Below are 20,968 nucleotides of genomic sequence, written 5' to 3'. Positions count from 1 at the left end.
TTCCGCCCCGAGCCCGACCCTGCTGCCCGGAGCCCGCCCCGGGCACGGGCGCCCTCCGCGCCCCGCCACCTCTCTCAGATCACCGGCGGGCGCCCCAGCCGGGTGAGCCGCCAGACCGTTCTCCAACGCATCGGGCGCCGTTCGCCGGCCGGCTCCCGCAGCCCTTCCGCGAATCCGCCGAACCACGCCCTGAGCCCGGCCAGGGAGCGGGTGCGGGCGAGGGTGACGAGGATCCACGCCCCGAGGTGGACCGGGACGAGCGGCAGCGGCAGTCTGCGCCGGACGAGCCAGACGCGGTTGCGGGCGTTGACCCGGTAGTAGACGGCGTGCCGGGCCGGTGAGGTCTTGGGATGCCGGAGGAGCAGCTCGGGGGCGTACCGGATCCTCCAGCCGGCGTCCACGGCCCGCCAGGCGAGGTCGGTCTCCTCGTGCGCGAAGAAGAACTCGGCGGGCCAGTCCCCGGTCTCGGCCAGCATCGCCATGCGCAGGGCGTGCCCGCCGCCGAGGAAGCCGGTGACGTAACCGCCGCGCAGTGGATCGGACTTGCCCACCCGGGGCACATGCCGCTGCTGGGTCTCGCCGTGCTCGTCGGCGATACGGAAGCCGACGATGCCGAGGCGGGGTTCGGCGGCGTACAGGTCGCGCACCCGGCGCAGCACGTCGGGGTCGACGAGCAGCCCGTCGTCGTCCAGCTCCACGACGACGTCGATGTCCCCGAACTCCCGCAGGCGGGCGAGGGCGACGTTCCGGCCGCCCGGGCAGCCGAGGTTGTCCTCGACGTCGACGGTGGTGACCTCGCCGGGCAGAGAGAGCCGGCGAGCGAACTCCGGCAGCCGGCAGCCGTTGCCGACGATCACGATGCGGGCGGGGGCGAGGTCCTGCTTGGCCACGGACTCCAGCAGGGCGTCGACCTCCTCGGGCCGGTTGCCCATGGTCACCACGGCCACGGCGATCCTCGGCTCCAGCACGTCCCTCACCTCATCCGGCCGACGGCGGCGGCGCATCCCGACCACGCGCTGCCCGCCGTTCACCAAGATGTTGCCTCGGGTCCGCTGGTTCACCTGACGCCGATTCACTTTGCGGCGTCTTTGATCCACCTTTGTCGCCCCGTTTGCCTCCGCTGGAGCGGAGCCGAGGGGCCGAGCGGATCGAGCGGATCGAGCGGAATCGGAATCGGAGTCGAGCGGAGTCGGCACACCGGCGGACGGGCGTCAGTCTGCGGCCGGCCGGAAGTACGACCGAGGACCGGCGGTCCCCATGCCGACGACCGGACCGGCCGGACCAACTCGCACCGCCCGTGACACATCGTCAGCACCCGGTGCACCTGTGCGTTTTCAAACCCCGAATGCAGAGGTGAACGTTTCTGTGCACCCATGTCACTCAACTGAACGTTACAGATTGTGATTACCCAAAGACTGTGCGTTAGCTTTCGAAATGTGACACCGCCCTCGACCTCACCAAGGGCCGTGCACTCGACGCCCAGAGGACAGATCCCTCGCCTCCTGGCAGACCGTCCCGACGGTGGTTTCGCGCCGACTCGGCCCGGAGCCACCGGCGGGATCCGCAGCAGACAGAGAAAGGCTGAAGCGTGTACGAAGCAGGAAACACACCGGCGGACCACAGCGACGACGACAGCGGGGACGCCGCCAGGCCGGTGCCGCGGATGCGGCGGGCGGCACGGGGGACATGGGGACTGGGGGCGCTTGTCGCGGCGATGCTGCTGGGGGCGTCCCTGCCCGGAAACGCCGCGGCAGCGCAGCGGCAGCCCGCCGTGGCGGCGCAGGCCACGGCAACGCGTGCGCTGGAGTGCATCCAGCCGGGGAACGCGTGGCTCAACCCCCGGTTCTACTGGCGAAACGTGTTCGGTGCCCGGCTGGGCGAGGGTGTGATCCACGAGTCGTCGTCGCCCAACCCGTTCGGCGGCCGGATCGCGCCGGGGTCGACGTTCACCTTCAGGTGGCGTCCCGAGACCACGCGCAACCCCGTGGGGGCGCAGTTCCACATCCACCGGGTCGATCTGGCATCGGTCCTGGCGGTGGCCGATGTGGAGTCGGTGACGGGGCCGGGCAGTTTCGCCGGGACGACGCTGAGCGCCCAGGAGACGCCGCCGCAGAAGCTGGGCGACACCGTGGTGAGGTTCCGGATCAGGCCGGGGACGGAGGGACGGACGGCGACCCTCTCATCGGCTGACCACAGCCTCACGACGAGGTGGCTGTTCACCAACATCAACAACCTCTGGGAGAACACCGGAAGCATCTCCTTCGCCGTCGCCGACCGCGCGAGTCTCGGCTGCGACTCGTCCTCGGTTCTCGGGTAGCGGAACGGCTCGGGCAGCGGGACCACTCAGGTAGCGGTACGACGACGTGACGCGTCGGTCGGTCGGCGCGCCACCGGCCGACGCACAGGGAACACCCCGAGCCGCTGCCGGCCGTCGCATACCGGGCCGTCGCCTGCCGACCGTCGTACGGCGTGGTCACCGCGCCCGAAGCGTCAACTCCGCATGCGCCGATTCACCCTGAGCAGGGGTGAGCCCAGGAGGTACGGCGGGGGCATTCGGCCATGACCCGTTGGACGGGAGGAAGCCCTGAGGCGGGTGTGACGGGAGTGATGCACCGATCCGGCGCGGGAGACCGTGCGCCGGGGAAGGATTTCGCAAACCGGCTCCGCGGGGTTGGCCGATCACCACCTGGTCGTCACTTTACGTGTTCACGGGGGGACGCTTCGCTACTCACTGTTTTGGCTCCGCTCCGGCTCGCGACAGTGCGGCCCGTCGGCGGTGCATTTCAGCAGTGTCGACGCGAGGGGACGAACCATGGCCACACCTCCTGCTGCTCCGCTCAGGGTTGCCCTGGTCAACGGCAGCTTCGAACAGCCCGCTGTCAGCAACTTCGAGATCCTGCCGGACGCCTCGCAGACGCAGGCGCCCAAGCGGGTGCCGGGCTGGCTCACGACGGCCACCGACCACATGGTCGAGCTGTGGCGATCGGGCTTCAACGGTGTTCCGTCAGCCGACGGTCTCCAGTTCGCCGAGCTCAACGCGAACGAGGTCTCCACGCTCTACCAGGACCTGGCGACCACGCCCGGCACCAAGCTGTACTGGCGGCTGTATCACCGCGGCCGGCAAGGGCAGGACACCATGGCGCTGGACATCGGCGCGCCGGGCTCCGCGGTGGAGCAGAGGCGCTTCACCGACGGCAACACCGCCTGGGGCTACTACACCGGCACCTACACCGTCCCGGCGGGCCAGACGCTGACGCGCTTCGCCTTCCGTTCCATCTCCGCCGCCGGCGGCAACCGCGGCACCGGCAACTTCCTGGACGGCATCTTCTTCGGCACCGCTCCTTACGTGCTGCTCGCCAAGAGCGCGGTTCCGGCGGGTCCGCTGGAGGTGGGCGACGTCGTCACCTACCGGATCACCGCCAAGAACGAGGGCGGTGGCGGGGCCGAGAACCTCGTCCTGACCGACGTCGTCCCGGAGGGCACGACGTATCTGCCCGGTTCCCTGCGGATCGTGGACGGCCCGAACGCCGGGGCGAAGAGCGATGTGAAGGGCGATGATCAGGCGTACTACGACGCCGCCGCGAACCAGGTCGTCTTCCACCTCGGCAACAACGCTTCCGCCGTGGCAGGGGGCAGCCTGCCCAGCACCGAGACGCAGCCCGCGGGGACCACGGTGGAATACCGGGTCACCATCGATCGGGCCGCCGGCGGCAAGCAGATCAGCAACACCGCGACCGCCTCCTACGAGAACCGGCTCGGCGACCGGCCGGAGACCCTGACGTCCACCTCCAACGAGCAGGTCACGCAGGTCAAACCGGCTGCCGACCTGACCGTGGCGAAGGCGGCCGACGCGACCACCGTGACCGTCGGCCAAACGGTCACCTACCGCATCGCCGTCCACAACACCGGCCCGAACGACGCCACCGGCGTCACCGTCACCGACCGACTCCCCGACGGCCTCGTCCTGCTGTCGGCCGACGGCACGACCGGGAGCTACGACCAGGCCACCGGGCAGTGGGCCGTGGGCGAGCTGGCCGCCGACAGCACTGCCACCCTCGTGCTGCGGGCCAAGGCCACCCAGGCCGGCCGGATCAGCAACAGCGCCACCGTCACCGGCACCGAAAAGGACCCCGACACCACCAACAACACCGACACGGTCACCGTCTGCGTCGAACCCGCCCCCTCCTGCTGCAACCCCTGCTCCACCGAGCAGTAGCTCCCCGGACACGCGCCCACCCCGGGCAACAGAAAACCCCAGGCCAGCATCCTGACCTGGGGTTCCAGTGGAGCCGCTTTCGGGATTCGAACCCGAGACCTACGCATGACGATTTACCCTCGCCGCCGGCGCCCTCCGACCTTCACGACCCTCCGAGGCAGTGTCCGCCCACGGACCGCTGGTGTCGCTCGCGGATCCGCCGCGCCAGCGCCGCCGACCGGCCGCCGGCCCAGATGAGGAGGGATGTGGGCAGGAAGACCGAGTCACTGATGATCATGGCGAGCGACAGGAAGGGGATGCCCAGGATGACCGCGATCCCCACGTGTTCGATGATCATGAAGGCCAGCAGCGCGTTCTTGACCTTGCGGTACATGAGTGTGAAGGGGAAGGAGATCTGCATGAGGACCGTGCCGTAGCACAGCAGGAAGACCAGCAGCATGTTCGCCGAAACGAGGTCGGCCAGCCCCGGCCACGGACGGAAGAGATCCAGGTGCATCGCGTAGTAGACGGCGCTGCCGTCCTGCCACTTCGTCCCTTGGCTCTTGTAGAGGCCCGCTGACGCGTAGATGAAACAGACCTGAGCGGCGATGACCAGCATCGCGCAGTTGTGCAGCATGGCCGCGCCCGAGTCGAGCAGCGAGCGCAGCGCGTGCCGAGGAGCCCACTGCTCCAGCACGTACCAGAGGCCCTGAAGGCCCCACATCACCCAGAAGACCCCCAGCCAGCCGTCCCAGTGGGTGCATGAAGCCCACAGCAGCGGCGGACCGAGCGCGAGCCACAGCGCCGCCCCGGCCCGGTCGTGTCGTGTGTCGCCGGCCCGCGGTCCACGGCGGCGCGCGTCCAGCGACCAGACCTGGCCACAGCGAGTGAAGGCCAAGTACACCGCCATGATGCGGATGATGTCGTCGCCGGCGTCGCCCGCGAAAGGACTGCGGTTCTCGATCGCGAGCACTCCCACGAGGAAGAGCACCGAGGTGGCGCGGGTGCGCCAACCCAGCATGAGCAGTACGGCGGCTGCGATCGCCCCGTGATAGACGAGTTCGAACCACCACCGGCCACTCGACCAGGTGAGCACGGTGAACGCGTGGGTGTCGGTGATAAGGGCCCTGGCCATGGTCAGCGACCAGGGGTTGTGGTCACCGAACAGCACGCGGCGGTTCGGCCACTCCCGGAGCAGGTAGCAGGTGAAGAAGAACCCGTAGCCGATCCGGATGACAGCGGCCTGGTACGGGGAGTGGGTGCGGCCGGCGAAAGCGCTGCATCGCGACAGCTGCTTTACGGCGCGTTCGCGCACGGGGACCCGAGTGGCAGGAGACTCGGTCGTCGACGGCTGTGACGCCGGGGCCCGTGGAAGCGGGGGTGCGGTGACGCCGTCCGCGGGAGACTGGGGCGCCGGAACGGCGACCGTCGCCGCGTTGCGGTTCTCGTACACGTCACAGCTCCTTGTAGAACTTCTCCTTGACCGGCCACCACGGCAGGATTCTGTAGGCCGTCGTGTTCGGCGCCTTCTGTCCCGTCCACTTCGGAGGGGCGACGGCGTTGGTCCGGCTGGCGAGTTGGATACGGACGATCCGCTCGCCGTTCCACTGGCGGCCGAAATGCCCGAGTGCGATCCGCGTCAGGTACTCGGTGGAGAGTGTGCTGCGCATGCCGTTCGTCGGCTTGTCCTTCAGGTCGTGCGTTTCCGTATAGAAGTCCCAGGATCGGCGCAGCACGTTCTGGTCCAGATGACTGGGAACCAGATTGTGCTTCATGGCCTCCAAGTGCGGGAAGGAAAGGTTGTTCCATTCCCATGTGTGCCGTGTTCCGTCACGCCCAAGCGTCTGGGCCCGCGCGCCGATCGACACATTCTGGGCCAGCGGGTTGGGTGCGAACATCTGCCAGTTCTGGCCGAATTCTGGATAGATGTATCCGTTGAGTGTCTGTTGATATTTGTTCGTCACGGAACTGGCCGGCGCGAGAGTCAGGAACACCATGCCGAGGTGCCACAAGACAGCACCGAGCAGGACGGTGCCCGTCACCGCCGACACCGCCAGAGAGGTCGTGAACCGAACGCGCATTGCGGTATCTCGCCGGCTCCCATCGGCGGGGAGCGCGTCGTCGGCAGCATGCGTGTCGGGAAGGCCGGACGGTTCGACCCACTCCGCTGTCGAGCCGGCCTCCTCTGACGCCCTGGGCGGGCCCACCAGCGGGTCGGAGCTTCCGGGCGGCGCGGAGTCACCCGTTGTCTTCGTGAACTGCTCCATGATGATCCTCGTAATCTGCGGCTTCACCGGCATGTGCATCGGCGGAGAGCCGTGCGCCACTTCGGTGCTTCACGTACCGCGGGTATCCCGGCGTCGCCCGTCCGGGTGACGCCGGGATACCGTGCCCTTGCCGGCGCCTCTACGTCATCAGGCCGAGGACTCGGCTGCAGTTACCGACCAGGGACACCGCAGGCGCCGACGTGCGTCGGGCGACCCGGTCAGCCGTTCGCGTTGTTGCCGTTGTTCCCGTTGTTCCCGTTGTTGCCGTTGTTGCCGTTGTTCCCGTTGTTGCCATTGTTGCCGTTGTTGCCGTTGTTGCCGTTGTTGGCATTGGTCGGGTTGTTCGTTCCGTTGGAGCCCCCGATGAGGCCAACGGGAATGAGGGTCAACGTAACCGTCGGGTTGAACGTCGCGTTCTGGGTGCAGTACCCGAAAGTGCCGCCCTTGCAGTTGTGGTCCAAGTTCAGGGACAAGGAGCCGCCCCCGGCGTCCGTGCCTTTGCTGCTGTAGCCGACGGAGTGAGTGATGGAAGTGATCACTCGGTGAGCGGGGAGAACGGACGGATTGGCGAGCGCCACGCCGCCCAAAGACAGGGCGCCGGTCACAAGCCCTACAACGAGGCCCCGGAAAGCCTTCATCGGTGAACTACCTTTCGCTGTGGATGGATCAGAGGACTCTCCGGATCCTGCAGCCTTTTGGTAGGACATAGGTAGCGAAACACGCAGGGAAAGGTGGCCCAAATGCCGCAATGGCGCCCAGATATTCACCCGCTCGGGCTTATATCGACCAGCGCCACGCTTCACGGGACCTGCAGCAACCCACCACTCACCCTCGCTCCCGTCCCGTCGACCACACATGGACCAGGTCTGCTCGGTTCTGCCCGGGGGCGGTGACCTGTGCCGCGCAGCCAACGCGGATACCGAATCGACCCTGGAACGGGACGGGCTGGGGCGGATCGTGTCGGAGACGGTCAACGAGCTGCCGGCGGAAGCCGGGCGTGAAGGGGCGCTCGCACCTCTCGAAGGACGCGATGCGCCGCATGGGCGACGCCTTCCTGCCCCGCCCGGAACCCGCGACTGAGACCAGAAGTGAGACCGGCGACAGCCGTGCGGCCCGCGCCCGGCGCCGTCGCCGCGTGCGCTGAACGACGAAAGACCAGCTAGGAACGTTCCTAGCTGGTCTTTCCGATGGAGCCGCTTTCGGGATTCGAACCCGAGACCTACGCATTACGAGTGCGTTGCTCTGGCCATCTGAGCTAAAGCGGCGCGTCGCCCGCACCATGGTGCGATCAGCAACGTCGGTAAGTCTACACAGTTTCCGGGGGTGCTTCGTACCCACCCCGGAGCGGGTGGGCACGGGGTGGGTGTCAGGGGTTACGAGCAGCGCTTTCCGGCGGCCGGCGGGGTGCCCCGGAGGAGGTAGGTGTCGATCGCCGAGTCGATGCAGGCGCTGCCGCGCCCGTACGCCGTGTGGCCGTCGCCGTTGTAGGTCAGCAGGCGGGCCGAGGAGAGCTGCCCGGCCAGGGAACGGGCCCAGCGGTACGGCGTCGCCGGGTCACGGACCGTGCCGACCACCACGATCGGAGCCGCCCCCTTCGCCTCGATGCGGTGCGGCTCCCCCGTGGCCCGCACCGGCCAGTACGTGCAGTTCAGTGCGGTCCAGGCGAGGCCGGGGCCGAAGACCGGGGACGCCTTCTCGAACACGGACAGCGCCTTCTCGACCCCCTCGGGGCCGGAGAAGGCCGCCGGCAGGTCCAGGCAGTTCACGGCGGCGTTGGCCATCATCAGGTTGCTGTAGTGGCCGTTCCCGTCCCGCTCGTAGTAGCTGTCGGCGAGGGCCAGCAGGCCCGCGCCGTCGCGCTCCTTCATCGCCGAGGTCAGCGCCTCGCGCAACTGCCCCCAGGACCCCTCGTCGTACATCGACGCGATCACCCCGGTGGTGGCCAGCGACTCCCCCAGCTTGCGGCCGTCCGTGTCGCCCGCCGGGACGGGGTGGGCGTCCAGCTTGCGGAAGAACGCCTGCAGGTGGGCGCCGACCTGCGCGGGCGTCGTCCCCTTCCCGCCGAGCGGACAGTCGGAGTGCCGTACGCAGTCCTTCGCGAACGCCTGGAACGCGGTCTCGAAGCCCGCCGTCTGGTCCAGGTTCAGCCTGCGTGCGTCCAGGGACGGGTCCATCGCCCCGTCCAGGACCATCCGGCCGACCCGCCCGGGGAACAGTCCGGCGTACGTCGCCCCGAGGAACGTGCCGTACGACGCCCCGACGTAGTGCAGCTTCCCGTCCCCGAGCACCGCCCGCAGGATGTCCATGTCCCGCGCCGCCTCGACGGTGGACACATGCCGCAGCAGCCGCGCCGACCGGGCCCCGCAGCTCTCCGCGAACTTCCGGTCCGCCGTGACCAGCGCTTTCCGCTCCGCCTGGTCGTCGGGGGTCACGTCCGTCTGGGTGTACGTGTCCATCTGCCGGCCGTCGAGGCATTCGACGGGCTCGCTGCGGGCGACGCCCCGCGGATCCACCGCCACCATGTCGTAGCGGGCGCGGACCTCCGCGGGGTAGCCGATGCCCGCGAACTGCTGGAGGTACCCGACCGCCGAACCGCCCGGACCGCCCGGGTTGACCAGCAGCGAGCCGAGCGGCTTGGCCTTGCCGGTGGCCTTCTTGCGGGCGACGGCGAGCCGGACGGTGCCCGCGTCCGGGTTCGCGTAGTCCAGCGGGGCCTTCATCGTCGCGCACTGGAATCCGGCGGTACCGCAGTCGCGCCACCGCAGCCGCTGGTCGTAGTACGGCGTCAGCGCCGACGGTGTCGAACGCGGCAGCGCGGCGAGCGCCGCCTCCACCGTCCCGCCCGCCGACGTGGTCGAGGTCCCGGAGGAGCAGGCGGACACGAGCAGGGCGGCGGCCGTGAGGAAGGTGGCCGTGAGACGGGCCGTCGTCCGGGTGCGGGTGCCCCGGGTCCGGCGGGGGCGGGGGGATGGCCTGGTGTGCATCAAGCGAGCGTAACGCTGCGCGATGTGTTGAGTGCGGTCCGTGGCTCTTGTGCCTCCTAAGGGGGACACAGGCGCGGGGACCACCCCCTTCGGTCCCCCATCAGCTTCGGGCCCCTCCCACCCGGGCCTCTCCCCCTAGGACCCCCTCGGGCGCCTGTCCCTCGATCGGTTCGGCGCCCGCGCGGGCTCACCCCGCCCGGAGCGCCATCGTCATCGCCTCCACCGCCAGCAGCGGAGCCACGTTGCGGTCCAGGGCTTCCCGGCACGCGGAGATCGCCTCGATGCGGCGGAGGGTGGACTCCGGGGTGCTGCCGCGGGCGAGCCGCTCCAGGGCGTCCTCGGCGTCGGCGTTGGCGAGCGCCACGCGCGTGCCGAGCTGGAGGGCGAGGACGTCGCGGTAGAAGGCGGTGAGGTCGCCGAGGGCGACGTCCAGGCTGTCGCGCTGCGTACGGGTTCTGCGCCGCTTCTGCATGTCCTCCAGGTCCTTCATCACCCCCGCCGTGCCCCGCGGCAGCCGGCCGCCCTGGGCCGCGCCGAGCGCCGTCTTCAGCTCCTCGGTCTCCTTGCCGTCCATCTCCTCGGCGAGCTGCTTGGCATCCTCGGCGGCGGCGTCGACCAGCTCCTGGGCGGCCTTGAGGCAGGCACCGACCTCGTCCAGCCGGAGCGGCAGCCTCAGCACGGAGGCCCGGCGCTCACGGGCCGCCGGGTCGGTGGCCAGACGGCGGGCCCGGTCCACATGGCCCTGGGTGGCGCGCGCGGCGGACACGGCGACCTCGGGCTCGATGCCGTCGCGCCGCACGAGCATGTCGGCGACCGCCTCGACGGACGGCGTGCGCAGGTTCAGGTGGCGGCAGCGGGAGCGGATGGTCGGCAGGACGTCCTCGATGGAGGGCGCGCAGAGCAGCCAGACCGTGCGCGGGGCGGGCTCCTCGACGGCCTTGAGGACGGCGTTGGCCGACTTCTCGTTCAGCCGCTCGGCGTCCTCGACCAGGATGATCTGCCAGCGGCCGTTCGCCGGGGCGGTGAACGACTTGCGGACCGTGTCCCGCATGTCCTTGACCAGGATCTCGGAGCCGACGGCCGCCACGGTCGTGACGTCCGCGTGGGTGCCGAGCAGCGCGGTGTGGCAGCCGTCGCAGAAGCCGCAGCCGGGGGTGCCGCCGAGCGCGCGGTCCGGGCTCACGCACTGCAGGGCCGCGGCGAAAGCCCGCGCCGCCTGGTTCCGGCCCGCGCCGGGCGGGCCCGTGAACAGCCAGGCGTGGGTCATCCTCGACGCCTCGGGCAGCGGCTCGGCCGCCGCGGCGGCCGTGACGAGGGCGTCGGCGTCCCGCGCGGCGCCGTCGAGCACCGCGCTCACCTTCTCCTGCCCGACGAGGTCGTCCCACACGGTCACGGGTCACGCCGCCCTTCCGTCACACTGCGCGTTCCGCCATCCATTGTGCGGGTGTGCACTGACAACGGTGGCCCACCGGGGGAGACGGGAGCGACCAAGGAGAAGGACTTCGGGAGCGCCCCGGGGGTCCCCTGGCAACGCGGGAGCGTCCCGGAGCGACGCGGGAGCGCCCCGGAAGTGCGACGTGTCCTGGGGCGCATCAGCGCTCCGAGGACACCGGCCCGCGCCGACCCCCGGGGCACCCATGCCCATGCCCTTGCCCATGCCTGAAAGCGCCGGTCAGCCACGCTCAGGGCACCCATGCCCGCGTACGGGGCGCCGGTCAGCCACTCCGGAGCCCCTTGCCCGTCAAGGCGCCGGTCAGCCGCGTCGGCCCCGGCCACGGCCCTTGCGGCCCGGCTGCTCGCTGTCAGCGCGGTCGCCGTCGCCGCGGTCGCCCCGGTCGGCGTAGTCCCGCTCGTCGTACGAACCCAGCAGCTCGTCGGCGAGCGACGGCAGGTCGTCCAGCGGGGTCTCCTCGGCCCAGTCGGAGCGCGGGCGGCGGCGGGGCGTGCCGTCGGCGTCGAGCTGGGGCATCTCACGCGTGCGCGGCTCGGAGCCGTCGGGGTCCGCGGCGGGCCGCTCGTCCCGGAAGAAGCCGGGCGGTACCCGGTCCGCCGGGTCGGCACCCCGTACGGGCGGCAGTACGGCGGTCTCGTCCGCCGCGCCCGGAGCCACCGACGGCAGCTGGGCCGTCTCGTCGTCGGAGACGCGCGGCAGTACGGCCGTCTCGTCGGCCGACACCGGCGGCAGTACGGCCGTCTCGTCCGCCGGTCCGGAGGCGACCGGCGGCTGAGGCAGCTCGGTGGTCACCTCGGAGTCCGCGAGGGAGCGCCGGGCGCCCCGGGCGGAGTCGGACACGGGGTCGGACGCGGAGTTGGATACGGAGTCGGACGCGGGGTCGCGGCGGTCCTCGCGCACCGGCCGCAGCACGGTCGTGTCGTCCGTGGCCCGGCTGCCCGCACCCGGCGCCTTCGCGTCCGGCGACACCACCGGTGTCGGGACGGTCTCGTCGGCGGCCCGGGACGTGCCCGGGGACACCGCCGGAGTGGGGGCGGTGGCCGCGTCGGAGACCACGCCCGGTGCCGTCGGCCGGGGCGCGCTCGGCCTGCGGGCCGCGGCGTCGGCCGCGGCCGCGGCCTCGGCGGCCTGTCGACGGGCTTCCTCGGCCCGCAGCAGCGCGTCCTCCGCCTTGCGCTGGGCCTCCAGGCGCCGCGCGTCCTCCTCGGCGCGCAGCCGAGCCTGCCGGGCCTCTTCCTCGGCGCGCAGCCGGGCCTCCTCCTCGGCCTGCTTGCGGCGCCGCTCCTCCTCGGCCTTGCGGCGGGCCTCCTCCTCGGCGCGCGCCTTCTCCTCGGCGAGCAGCCGCTGGCGCTCCTCCTCCGCGCGCCGGCGGGCTTCCTCGGCCCGCTGCCGCGCCTCCTCCGCCTGGCGTTCGGCCTCGCGCCGCTGCGCCTCCTCCAGCTCGCGCCGCTTGCGCTCCTCCTCCTCGGCACGCAGGCGGGCGAGCTGCTCCTCGCGCTCGCGCTGCAGGCGCTCCTCCTCGGCCTTGCGGGCGGCCTCTTCCTCGGCCTTGCGGCGGGCCTCCTCCTCGGCCTTCTTCCGGGCCTCTTCCTGGGCCTTGATCTCGGCCTCGGACATCGGCAGCACGGTGTCGAGCCGGTGCCGGATCACGGTGGTGACGGCCTCGGGTTCCTGGCCGGCGTCCACGACCAGGTAGCGGCCGGGGTCGGAGGCGGCCAGTGTGAGGAAACCGGACCGTACGCGCGCGTGGAACTCCGCCGGCTCCGACTCCAGCCGGTCCGGCGCCTCGGTGAACCGCTCGCGGGCGGTCGCCGGGGAGACGTCCAGCAGAACGGTGAGGTGCGGGACGAGCCCGTTGGTGGCCCAGCGGTTGATGCGGGCGATCTCGGTCGGGGACAGATCACGGCCGGCGCCCTGGTAGGCGACGGAGGAGTCGGTGTAGCGGTCGGAGATCACCACCGCGCCACGCTCCAGGGCGGGGCGTACGACCGTGTCGACGTGCTCCGCGCGGTCGGCCGCGTACAGCAGCGCCTCCGCGCGGTGCGACAGCCCCGCCGAGGACACGTCCAGCAGGATCGAGCGCAGCCGCTTGCCCACCGGGGTGGCGCCGGGCTCGCGGGTGAGCACGACCTCGTGGCCCTTGGCGCGGATCCACTCGGCGAGGGCCTCGGCCTGGGTGGACTTGCCGGCGCCGTCGCCGCCCTCCAGGGCGATGAAGAAGCCGTTCGCCGTGGGGGCCTGCAGCGGGTCGTCGCCGCCGAGCAGCGCGTCCTTGAGGTCTTGGCGCAGGGGTACACCGGACCGGTCGTCGACCTTGGCGAGGACCAGCGCGGCCACCGGCAGCAGCAGCGCGCCGACCAGCATCAGCGTGAAGGCCGCCCCGCCGTGCGCGAAGACGAACTTCCCGTTCTCCAGCCGGTGCGGGCCGATCAGCGCGGCGACCAGGGGTGCGACCAGGGCGCCGAGCGCTATGAAGACGCGGACCACGGCGTGCAGGTGCTCGGTGGTGCGCGCCCGGCGGTAGTCCTCGGTCTCCTGGTCGAGCAGGGTGTGCCCGGTGTTGGCGGCGACGCCCGCGGCGGCGCCGGCCAGAGTGACGATCAGCAGGACGGTGGTGACGTCCGGGACCAGTCCGGCGGCCAGCAGGGCGATGCCGGTGAAGGCGATCGCCAGGGCCAGCAGACGGCGCCGGGAGAGCGAGGGCAGCAGCGCGGGGGCGGTCCGGATGCCGACGGCGACACCGCCGGTCAGACCCAGTACCAGCAGGCCGTACAGGACCGGGCCACCGCCCAGGTCCTTGGCGTGCAGTACGCACACCGCGACGGCCGCGGCGATCGCCCCGGCGACACCGGCACAGGCCGGGACGAGCAGCGGGACGGCGCCCGTACGGCCCTTGTCGACGCCGGTGCCGGTGCGCGGGCGGCGCAGACCCTCCAGCGGGGACCGCGCGCGCGGGGTGCGCGTATCAGGCAGCTCCAGGACGGTCAGCACGGACAGGGAGGCGGCGAACAGCCCGGCCGCCACATACGCCGCGAGGGCCGCCTGGTGCTGGTCGAACCAGGCCACGCCGGTACCCAGGAGGTTGTTCAGCAGGGAGGCGACGGCCAGGGTGGCGGCGGCCAGCGGGACCGCGAGGAAGCCGGTGCGCAGCGCGAGGCGGCGCAGGGCGTCCAGGTGGTCCGGGAGCGGCCGTACGGTCGCGCCTTCCGGGGGCGGGGCCGGCAGCAGGGCGGGGGCGGCGCTCTCCCGGCACACGGTCCACAGCCGCTCGGCGACGCCGGTGACGAAGGCGGTGACCAGCAGGACGGCGAGCGCGTTGTCCGGGGTCCAGTCGATCCACAGGGGCGCGACGATCAGCAGCGCGGCGCGGAGGCCGTCGGCACCGACCATGGTCCAGCGGCGGTCGAGCGGGCCCTCCTGGGCGGTGAGCGAGGTCAGCGGGCCGAGGAGGACGGCGCCGAACAGCAGCGTGGCGAGGATGCGCACACCGAAGATCGTCGCCACTGCGAACGCCACGCCTCGGTAACCACCGCCGAAGGCCCCCTCGGCGATCGCCGCCTGGAGGACCAGCAGGACCAGTACGAGAAGGGACAGGGCATCGCCGACGCCACTCACCAGCTGCGCGCTCCACAGGCGCCTCAGCTGCGGTCGGCGCAGCAGGGAACGGACGGCGCGCTCGCGGGAGTCCGCGACGAGTTCGTCGTCCGGTGCTGTGGGGTGGGCCGTCGGCTGCTCGGCTCGCGTCATGCGTTCAGCCTATCCGCAGCGACTGACAGCACACCTCGCGTGTCCGGACGTGCGCGCGCCCCGGCACCGCAGTGGTGCCGGGGCGCGCGTGCGTTGCGCGAAGCCGCGGGCGTCCGGGCCCGAACAGTCGTTCCGGGCCCGAATCATCGGTCCCAGGAGCCCGAAACGTCAGTCCTCCGAGCCCGAAGCTTCAGTCCTACAAGCCCGAAGCGTCAGTCCTCCGAGCCCGAAGCCGCCGTCTTCGAAGCCGTCACCTTCTTCGCGGTGGTCTTCTTGGCGGTCGTCTTCTTCGCGGCAGCCGTCGTCTTCTTCGCGGCCGTCTTCTTGGCGGCGGTCTTCTTCGCCGGAGCGGTCTTCTTGGCCGCCGCCTTCTTCGCGGTCGTCTTCTTGGCGGGGCCCTTCGCCCGCTTCTCGGCGAGCAGCTCGAAACCACGCTCAGGAGTGATCGTTTCGACACTGTCGCCGGAGCGGAGGGTCGCGTTGGTCTCGCCGTCGGTGACGTACGGGCCGAAGCGGCCGTCCTTGACCACGACCGGCTTGCCGGAGACCGGGTCCTCGCCCAGCTCCTTCAGCGGCGGCTTGGCGGCGGCCCGGCCACGCTGCTTCGGCTGGGCGTAGATCGCCTGCGCCTCCTCCAGCGTGATCGTGAAGATCTGGTCCTCGGCCTGCAGGGACCGCGAGTCCGTGCCCTTCTTCAGGTACGGGCCGTAGCGGCCGTTCTGCGCGGTGATCTCCACGCCGTCGGCGTCCGTGCCCACGACGCGCGGCAGCGACATCAGCTTCAGCGCGTCCGCGAGCGTCACCGTGTCGAGCGACATGGACTTGAAGAGCGAGGCCGTCCGCGGCTTGACCGCGTTCTTGCCGGTCTTCGGGGTGCCCTCGGGGAGGATCTCCGTGACGTACGGGCCGTAGCGGCCGTCCTTGGCGACGATCTGGTGGCCCGTCTCCGGGTCGGCGCCCAGTTCGAAGTCGCCGCTGGGCTTGGCCAGCAGTTCCTCGGCCAGCTCGATGGACAGCTCGTCCGGCGCCAGGTCGTCCGGGATGTCGGCGCGCTGGTGCTGCTCGGTGTCCTTCTCGCCGCGCTCGATGTACGGGCCGTAGCGGCCGACGCGGAGCACGATGTCGTTGCCCACCGGGAACGACGAGACCTCGCGGGCGTCGATCGCGCCCAGGTCGGTCACCAGTTCCTTGAGGCCACCGAGGTGGTCGCCGTCGCCGTTGCCGGCGTCGGCCGCGCCGCCCGTGGCGGTGCCCTCGCCGAAGTAGAAGCGCTTCAGCCACGGCACGGCCTTCGCCTCACCCGCGGCGATGCGGTCGAGGTCGTCTTCCATCCTGGCGGTGAAGTCGTAGTCGACGAGCCGACCGAAGTGCTTCTCCAGGAGGTTCACCACGGCGAAGGACAGGAAGGACGGCACCAGGGCCGTGCCCTTCTTGAAGACGTAACCGCGGTCCAGGATCGTGCCGATGATCGACGCGTACGTCGACGGGCGACCGATCTCGCGCTCTTCCAGCTCCTTGACCAGGGAGGCCTCGGTGTAGCGGGCCGGGGGCTTGGTCGCGTGGCCGTCGACCGTGATCTCCTCGGCGGACAGCGCGTCGCCCTCGGCGACCTGCGGCAGCCGGCGCTCGCGGTCGTCCAGCTCGGCGTTCGGGTCGTCGGCACCCTCGACGTAGGCCTTCAGGAAGCCGTGGAAGGTGATCGTCTTGCCGGAGGCGCTGAACTCGACGTCCCGGCCGTCGGCGGCGGCGCCACCGATCTTCACGGTGACGGAGTTGCCCGTGGCGTCCTTCATCTGGGAGGCGACGGTCCGCTTCCAGATCAGCTCGTAGAGCTTGAACTGGTCGCCGGACAGGCCGGTCTCCGCGGGCGTGCGGAAACGATCACCCGACGGACGGATCGCCTCGTGCGCCTCCTGGGCGTTCTTGACCTTGGCCGCGTAGGTGCGCGGCTGCGGCGGCAGGTAGTCGGCCCCGTACAGCTGCGTGACCTGGGTGCGGGCGGCGGTGATCGCCGTCTCGCTCAGCGTCGTGGAGTCCGTACGCATGTACGTGATGTAGCCGTTCTCGTACAGCTTCTGCGCGATCTGCATGGTGGCCTTCGCGCCGAAGCCGAGCTTGCGGCTGGCCTCCTGCTGCAGCGTCGTCGTACGGAACGGGGCGTACGGCGAGCGGCGGTACGGCTTGGACTCGACGGAGCGCACGGAGAAGCGGGTGTTCTCCAGGGCGGCGGCGAGAGCGCGGGCGTTCGCCTCGTCGAGGTGGAGGGTGTTCTCGCTCTTGATCCGCCCCAGGGAGTCGAAGTCACGGCCCTGCGCGACGCGCCTGCCGTCGACGGTCTGCAGGCGGGCGACGAGCGACGACGGGTCCGAGGAGTCTCCCGCGCGGCCGGTCGCGAAGGTGCCCGTCAGGTCCCAGTACTCGGCGGAACGGAAAGCGATGCGCTCGCGCTCCCGCTCCACGACGAGCCGCGTGGCGACGGACTGCACGCGGCCGGCCGACAGCCGGGGCATGACCTTCTTCCACAGCACCGGGGAGACCTCGTAGCCGTAGAGACGGTCGAGGATGCGGCGGGTCTCCTGGGCGTCGACCATGCGCTGGTTGAGGTCGCGCGGGTTGGCGACGGCCTCGCGGATCGCGTCCTTGGTGATCTCGTGGAAGACCATCCGCTTGACCGGGACCTTGGGCTTCAGGACCTCCAGGAGGTGCCACGCGATGGCCTCGCCCTCGCGGTCCTCATCGGTGGCGAGGAAGAGTTCGTCGGAGTCCTTGAGCAGGTCCTTGAGCTTCTTGACCTGGGCCTTCTTGTCGGCGTTGACGACATAGATCGGCTCGAAGTCGTGTTCGACGTCCACACCGAGGCGACGTACCTCGCCGGTGTACTTCTCCGGCACCTCCGCGGCGCCGTTGGGAAGGTCGCGGATGTGCCCGACGCTCGCCTCGACGGTGTAGCCGGGGCCGAGGTAGCCCTTGATCGTCTTCGCCTTGGCAGGCGACTCGACGATGACGAGTCGGCGACCGCCCTGTGCGGTCTCGCTGGTCGGGGACAACTTGGCTCTTCTCTCCGGTCGACGCTGGGGCCTCCCCAGGCCGTGGTCCCGGGGTCGCGGCGTACTGCTGGCTCGTGTGACGCTGCGGAGTGTGACGCTACATCCCGCCCCCGTGTCAAACGGGAAAAGCCCACAACGGCCACTCGAACGGTAACCCGACTACCGCCTTTCCTGCCGCCCGGACCGCCCGGTCGCACCCGCACCCCTGTCCGGAGCGTGACGCTCCCCTTACCCCGTGGACACGGCACCGACCGGCCTCAGAGCCGAGTCAGGCAGTACACGCCCAGGGTCAGCGCGACCACTCCCGACCCGCTCGCGAGGGCCGCCGATGCGATCCGACTCACACCGAAGGCCACCGCTTCCCCACGCCGCAGACGCGTCCCCGTCCATGCCAGCAGACCGGCCCCGAACAGGGCGAACACCACTCCCGCGAAGATCGCCGGCCCGCTCTCCATCGCCCGCCCACCCCTTCCCTGCCGTCGGCTCCGCCCAGCGCCGGGAGGGTGGCACGCGCGGGAGACGGGCGGGCGACGACGGGGTGAACGGAAGGTCTCCGTGCAGTCGAACACATGCTCGAACAAAGGCGGCCCGGACCTCTTTCTCAATATTTTTCCGGCCGTTTTCCGGAAGCGGGTCGGCCGTCCGTCCTCCCGGCACCCGCGCCGGGCCCGTGCCCCTGGCATACGACGACGCTCCGCCGCGGCCGGAGGACGATCCGGCCGACGGCTCGCCCCGGCGACGCGAGCGGGCGGCTCGGGCCGTCGGCGCACACCTTCGGCTCGGACCGACGGGTCCGACCTTCGGCTCGGACCGGCGGCTCAGACAGTCGGCTCAGACCGTCCGCTCAGACCGTCGGCTCCAGGAAGCCCTGCTCCACCAGCAGCCGGATCTGCGCGGGGGTGCGGTCGCGGAGCCGCACCGGGTCCTCGCCGACGAGCTGCGCGATGGCGTCCAGGATGCGGCCCGCGCTCAGCGTGCCGTCGCACACGCCGGCGAACCCGGCACCGACCGTGTCCACCTTCGTCGCCCGGCGCATCCCGCGGTGCTGGCGCAGCACCACATGCTCCGGATCCTCGGCGCCGGGCAGCCCGACCTGCTCCTGGACCACTTCGGCGACGAGCTTGAAGTGACTGTCCAGCAGCGCCGCGTCGTCGTGCTCCCGGAGATAGTCGAGACGTTCGAAGTGCGCCCGGATCGTCTCCCCGAGCGGCTGCTCGACCGGGTGCGGCCACTCCTCCACGGTGACGACCGGCTCCGCGGAACCGGTCCTGCGCAGGGTGATCCAGCCGAAGCCGATCGCCTTGACCTTGCGCGCCTCGAACTCGTCGAGCCAGGCGTCGTAGCGCGCCTGGTAGTCCGCCGGGTCCTCGCGGTGGTCACCGGCGTCCCTGAGCCACAGCTCGGCGTACTGCGTGACGTCCTGCACCTCGCGCTGCACGATCCAGGCATCGCACCCGCGCGGCACCCACGACCTGAGTCGGTCCTGCCAGTCCTCCCCCGCCACGTGCTGCCAGTTCGCGAGGAACTGCGCGAACCCGCCCTCGTTCAGCCGTTCCCCCGCCTCCTGAACGAGCGAGCGGCACAGATCGTCCCCGCCCATGCCACCGTCCCGGTACGTCAGCCGGGCCCGCGGGGAGATCACGAACGGCGGGTTGGACACGATCAGGTCGAACGTCTCGTCGTCCCGGACCGGCTCGAAGAGCGAACCCTCGCGCAGCTCGGCGGCGGGCGCGCCGGAGAGCGCCAGCGTGAGCGCCGTGACATGCAGCGCGCGCGGGTTGAGGTCGGTCGCCGTCACGCGCGTGGCGTGCTGGGCGGCGTGCAGCGCCTGGATGCCGGAGCCGGTGCCGAGGTCCAGGGCGGAGCCGACGGGGGTGCGGACGGTGATGCCGGCCAGGGTCGTGGAGGCGCCGCCGACGCCCAGGACGACGCCCTCGTCGCGCTGCCCGATGCCGCCCGCGCCGCCGACCGCGCAGCCGAGGTCGGAGACGATGAACCAGTCCTCGCCGCCGGGACCGCCGTACGGCCGTACGTCCACGGTGGCGGCCACCTCGTCGCCGCGCACGCGTGTGAGCCAGCCGGCCTCCAGGGCCTCCTCGACCGGGAGAACGGCCGCCACGCGCGCGTGGGACACCGGCTGCTGGAGCAGGAAGAGCCGTACGAGCGTCTCCAGCGGCGTGTCGCCACGGGTCGCCCGCAGGGCGGGCACGGTCTCGCTGCGGGCCAGCGCCGCGTAGGCGGCGGCGCCGAGCAGGTCGAGCAGCCCGTCGGCGGTGAAGGACGCGGCCAGCAGCGCGTCCCTCAGACGCGCGGCGATCTCGGGCCGGTCGGAAGCGGGCAGGGGAGCGGGTCCGGAGTCAGTCACGCCCCCATTGTGGCCCGGGACGGCAGCCTGGGACCGACCCCGCGCGGGCCGCCCGCCGCCGCCGGACACCCCTCCCCGGCCGGTCACGCACGAGCCGGCCGCACACAGACCACCGCGGACGCCGTCCGGCCGCGCCCAGCGCGGGCACGCACGAGCCGGCTCCGCGGGCCGCCCGCCGATGCCGGCCGACCGGCACCGGCTACCGGCACGGTCGCGCGCGAGCCGGCTCCGGGCCGGTCGTCCGCCGGTGTCAGCCGGCCGAGGCCGGTGCGCTCGGGGACGCGGTCGCGGACGCGGCGACCTTGCAGCTGGGCTGCTCGGCCATCGCCTTCTTGACGTCGTCCTGCTCCAGCCGCTTCAGCGCCGCCGTGCCGGAGACGCCCTGCTCGCCGACTTCCTTCGACTGGGCGGCGACGGCCTTGAGCCCCCGGGCGAACTTGCCCTGGTCCTTGGTGTCGAGCCCGTCGACCTGCTTCTTCAGGTCGGCGTACGACGCGGAGAGGCCGGCGAGGCTCTTGACGGCGTCCCGCTGCCGCTTGGCGCCGTCGTCGATGCCGGGGGGCGCCCCCGCCTTGCCGAGGGCGTCGGCGAGCGCCTTGTAGCCGTCGGCCGTGTCCTGGAAGGCCTGCGCGTAGGTCTTCTGGGCGCTCTTCGGCGGCAGGTTGCTGTCCGTGGCGATGGACTTGATCGACGCGTTGGCCGACCTGATCTTGGCGTCCTGCGAGGGCACCGCGTCGCACACGGTCTTGGCCCAGGACACCAGCTTGGGGTCGGGCCCCTTGTCACCGCCGCCGCTGGTGCACCCGGACACCGCCATCACGAGTACCGCACCGCCGGACAGTGCGGCCGCGAGCTTCTTGTTCACCGGATCGGTCCCTTCCATGGCTCTCGGCCCCCGGAATCTACACGG

13 protein-coding genes, 1 tRNA gene and 1 pseudogene are annotated in these 20,968 nt (G+C 71.4%); 3 read left to right on the top strand and 12 right to left on the bottom strand.

What is annotated here, in order from left to right; all coding sequences use genetic code 11:
* Positions 1-74: 74 nt before the first annotated feature.
* A complete protein-coding gene (locus ACZ7KF_RS23430; RefSeq protein WP_471078473.1) occupies positions 75-1,004 on the bottom strand; it encodes a glycosyltransferase family 2 protein in 930 nt (309 codons plus the stop codon).
* Positions 1,005-1,588: 584 nt separating this feature from the next.
* Here ACZ7KF_RS23430 and ACZ7KF_RS23425 point away from each other — a divergent pair.
* Positions 1,589-2,317, top strand: a complete 729-nt coding sequence (locus tag ACZ7KF_RS23425) for a hypothetical protein (RefSeq protein WP_471078239.1) — start codon at positions 1,589-1,591, stop codon at positions 2,315-2,317.
* Between the two features lie 495 nt (positions 2,318-2,812).
* On the top strand, positions 2,813-4,216 hold the full coding sequence (locus tag ACZ7KF_RS23420) for an isopeptide-forming domain-containing fimbrial protein (RefSeq protein WP_471078236.1): 1,404 nt from the start codon (positions 2,813-2,815) through the stop codon (positions 4,214-4,216).
* 142 nt (positions 4,217-4,358) lie between these two features.
* Here ACZ7KF_RS23420 and ACZ7KF_RS23415 read toward each other — a convergent pair whose 3' ends face one another.
* From ACZ7KF_RS23415 to ACZ7KF_RS23405, 3 genes are all read right to left on the bottom strand, one after another.
* A complete protein-coding gene (locus ACZ7KF_RS23415; protein ID WP_471078233.1) occupies positions 4,359-5,648 on the bottom strand; it encodes an HTTM domain-containing protein in 1,290 nt (429 codons plus the stop codon).
* A gap of 1 nt (position 5,649) precedes the next feature.
* Positions 5,650-6,462, bottom strand: a complete 813-nt coding sequence (locus ACZ7KF_RS23410; RefSeq protein ID WP_471078230.1) for a DUF5819 family protein — start codon at positions 6,460-6,462, stop codon at positions 5,650-5,652.
* Positions 6,463-6,680: 218 nt separating this feature from the next.
* Positions 6,681-7,100 (bottom strand): hypothetical protein, encoded by a 420-nt coding sequence (locus ACZ7KF_RS23405; protein ID WP_471078228.1) that lies wholly within the window; start codon positions 7,098-7,100, stop codon positions 6,681-6,683.
* A gap of 359 nt (positions 7,101-7,459) precedes the next feature.
* Between ACZ7KF_RS23405 and ACZ7KF_RS23400 the strand changes: the two are divergent.
* Positions 7,460-7,606 (top strand): annotated as a pseudogene (locus ACZ7KF_RS23400) (tyrosine-type recombinase/integrase); the annotation flags it as partial.
* Between the two features lie 44 nt (positions 7,607-7,650).
* Here the strand turns inward: ACZ7KF_RS23400 and ACZ7KF_RS23395 are convergent.
* The 8 genes from ACZ7KF_RS23395 to ACZ7KF_RS23360 form a co-directional block, all read right to left on the bottom strand.
* Positions 7,651-7,727: transfer RNA gene (locus ACZ7KF_RS23395), tRNA-Thr, on the bottom strand.
* Positions 7,728-7,835: 108 nt separating this feature from the next.
* Positions 7,836-9,446 (bottom strand): alpha/beta hydrolase, encoded by a 1,611-nt coding sequence (locus ACZ7KF_RS23390; protein WP_471078225.1) that lies wholly within the window; start codon positions 9,444-9,446, stop codon positions 7,836-7,838.
* 187 nt (positions 9,447-9,633) lie between these two features.
* Positions 9,634-10,839, bottom strand: a complete 1,206-nt coding sequence (locus ACZ7KF_RS23385; RefSeq protein WP_471078223.1) for a DNA polymerase III subunit delta' — start codon at positions 10,837-10,839, stop codon at positions 9,634-9,636.
* Between the two features lie 360 nt (positions 10,840-11,199).
* Complete coding sequence (tmk, locus tag ACZ7KF_RS23380; RefSeq protein WP_471078220.1) at positions 11,200-14,646, bottom strand: dTMP kinase; 3,447 nt, start codon at positions 14,644-14,646, stop codon at positions 11,200-11,202.
* A 212-nt stretch (positions 14,647-14,858) separates the two neighbouring features.
* Positions 14,859-17,693: a type I DNA topoisomerase gene (gene topA / locus ACZ7KF_RS23375; protein ID WP_471078217.1), complete on the bottom strand. Its 2,835-nt coding sequence runs from the start codon at positions 17,691-17,693 to the stop codon at positions 14,859-14,861.
* A 257-nt stretch (positions 17,694-17,950) separates the two neighbouring features.
* Positions 17,951-18,148, bottom strand: a complete 198-nt coding sequence (locus ACZ7KF_RS23370; RefSeq protein ID WP_471078214.1) for a hypothetical protein — start codon at positions 18,146-18,148, stop codon at positions 17,951-17,953.
* Positions 18,149-18,537: 389 nt separating this feature from the next.
* Positions 18,538-20,058 carry a DUF7059 domain-containing protein gene (locus ACZ7KF_RS23365; protein ID WP_471078211.1) on the bottom strand — a complete coding sequence of 507 codons (1,521 nt, stop codon included), beginning with the start codon at positions 20,056-20,058 and terminating at the stop codon, positions 18,538-18,540.
* A gap of 250 nt (positions 20,059-20,308) precedes the next feature.
* Positions 20,309-20,923 carry a small secreted protein gene (locus tag ACZ7KF_RS23360; RefSeq protein ID WP_471078208.1) on the bottom strand — a complete coding sequence of 205 codons (615 nt, stop codon included), beginning with the start codon at positions 20,921-20,923 and terminating at the stop codon, positions 20,309-20,311.
* Positions 20,924-20,968: the final 45 nt, after the last annotated feature.

Source organism: Streptomyces sp. NPDC038200, from assembly GCF_055600785.1.
This window is presented reverse-complemented; position numbering and strand designations above follow the sequence as displayed.

Bases quoted from the DNA above. Each gene is read 5' to 3' on its own strand.
- ACZ7KF_RS23430 (WP_471078473.1), bottom strand. From the start codon at position 1,004: ATGCGCCGCCGCCGTCGGCCGGATGAGGTGAGGGACGTGCTGGAGCCG.
- ACZ7KF_RS23420 (WP_471078236.1), top strand. From the start codon at position 2,813: ATGGCCACACCTCCTGCTGCTCCGCTCAGGGTTGCCCTGGTCAACGGC.
- ACZ7KF_RS23410 (WP_471078230.1), bottom strand. From the start codon at position 6,462: ATGGAGCAGTTCACGAAGACAACGGGTGACTCCGCGCCGCCCGGAAGC.
- ACZ7KF_RS23405 (WP_471078228.1), bottom strand. From the start codon at position 7,100: ATGAAGGCTTTCCGGGGCCTCGTTGTAGGGCTTGTGACCGGCGCCCTG.
- ACZ7KF_RS23390 (WP_471078225.1), bottom strand. From the start codon at position 9,446: ATGCACACCAGGCCATCCCCCCGCCCCCGCCGGACCCGGGGCACCCGC.
- tmk (WP_471078220.1), bottom strand. From the start codon at position 14,646: ATGACGCGAGCCGAGCAGCCGACGGCCCACCCCACAGCACCGGACGAC.
- ACZ7KF_RS23370 (WP_471078214.1), bottom strand. From the start codon at position 18,148: ATGGAGAGCGGGCCGGCGATCTTCGCGGGAGTGGTGTTCGCCCTGTTC.